Below are 1072 nucleotides of genomic sequence, written 5' to 3' on the forward strand. Positions count from 1 at the left end.
CGCACGTTGTCGATGGGCCGGCCGATCGGCGGGACGACCGCACCGGACAACGGCTCGCTCAACGTCGCACAGACCGTCGACTCCGTCGGACCATACGCATTGACCATCCGCCGGCCCACAGACCAACGCCCAGCCACATCCGGACCACACGCCTCACCACCGACCACCACCGTCAACGACGCCGGAACCCGCGCCACATCCAGCAACGGCAAAGCAGACGGCGGCACCATGCAATACGTGACCCCCGCATCACACAACACCCTCATCAGCGCCTCCCCCGGCGCCAACTCCTCCACACCGGCCACCACCAGCGCCGCACCCGACAACAGCGCCAGACTCCAGTCCCACGACGCCGCATCAAAACTCGGCGACGCGAACTGCAACACCCGGCTCCCCGGCCCCACACCCAGCCGAGGCCCCGAAGCAGCCACCAGATTCACCAGACCCACATGGCTCACCACCACACCCTTGGGCACACCCGTCGACCCCGACGTATAGATCACATACGCCGGATGCTCCGGATCCGGTGCAGTGGCCAGATCGGCCGCATCCAAGCCGGCCAACCGCTCCCGCACAGCGGCATCGTCGAGCAGGACGGTCGCGGCACCCGCCGCCCACAAGTCGGCCGTGGACGTGTCCGTCAGAACCAGCGCCGGCCGGGAGTCCTCCAGCATGAAGCGCACCCGCTCCACCGGATACTCCACATCCACCGGCAGATACGCCGCCCCCGCCTTCCACACCGCGAGCACCGCGACCACCAGCTCCGGCGACCGCGGCAACGCCAGAGCAACCAACCGCTCCGGACCCACACCCCGCTCCACCAGCAACCGCGCCAAACGATTCGCCCGCGCGTTCAACTCACCATAGGAGTACACCGTGCCGCCGTCCCCCGACAGCACCCCAGCAGCGTCCGGCGCCTCGGCCACCCACCTCTCGAACAGAGCCGAAGCCGTACCCTCCGGCACTGCTGCCACCGGACCACGACCCCACACCCCCACCACACGCTCACGCTCGTCAGCGCCCAGCAGACCAACCGAACCAACCGGCTGATCCGCGTCCTCAGCCACAACCG

General features: G+C 68.7%; 1 protein-coding gene. It reads right to left on the minus strand.

The window, feature by feature from the left end:
- A partial coding sequence (locus IO24_RS0139945; protein ID WP_244310237.1) for an AMP-binding protein occupies positions 1-926 on the minus strand: 926 nt, incomplete at its 3' end.
- Positions 927-1072: the final 146 nt, after the last annotated feature.

It is taken from the genome of Streptomyces flavovariabilis (assembly GCF_000725785.1).
Lineage (GTDB): Bacteria > Actinomycetota > Actinomycetes > Streptomycetales > Streptomycetaceae > Streptomyces > Streptomyces hawaiiensis.